The organism is Acidimangrovimonas sediminis (assembly GCF_002871005.1).
Lineage (GTDB): Bacteria > Pseudomonadota > Alphaproteobacteria > Rhodobacterales > Rhodobacteraceae > Acidimangrovimonas > Acidimangrovimonas sediminis.
The window spans coordinates 1-483 of the sequence record NZ_PHSN01000078.1; the positions used below are offsets into that span (position 1 = coordinate 1).

1 pseudogene is annotated in these 483 nt (G+C 69.2%); it reads right to left on the bottom strand.

The annotated features are described in order from the left end of the window. Positions 1-483 (bottom strand): annotated as a pseudogene (locus tag CVV76_RS25090) (chain-length determining protein); the annotation flags it as partial.

Consider the following 483-nt stretch of genomic DNA (forward strand, 5'->3'; position numbering starts at 1 on the left):
ATCGCCTGCCCGGTCGCGGTGATGCGCCCGCGCAGGTCCTTCAGCTGGCGCTCCATCATGGAAAGCGTGTCGGCGCTGATCAGCGAGGTGCTGCTGGTGAAGTCGGAGAGCCGGGTCTCGGAGGTCTCGAGCTGCTTCTGCAACTCCTGCACCCGGTCGGCGAGCCAGCTGCTCGCCTGTTCGGTGGCCTGGACCTTGGTGGTGACCTGGTCCTGCACATAGGCCGCGGCCACCGCATCCGAGAGCTTCGCGGATTTCCGGGCCGAGGGCGTGACGACCGAGATCTGGATCACCTTGGTGTTCGGCAGGATGGCCACGCCGAGCGCGCCGAGCAGGATCGAGATCGCGGTCTGGCGCGTGGCCTCCTTCCGGGCCGGCGTCTCTGCCGCGGGAGGCGGGGCGTCGGGCGTCTTCCAGAAGAGCAGCTTGTCCCAGATCCCGGACTTCTCCTTCGCCGCCTCCTCGGCCGCCTGCAGCGCCGGG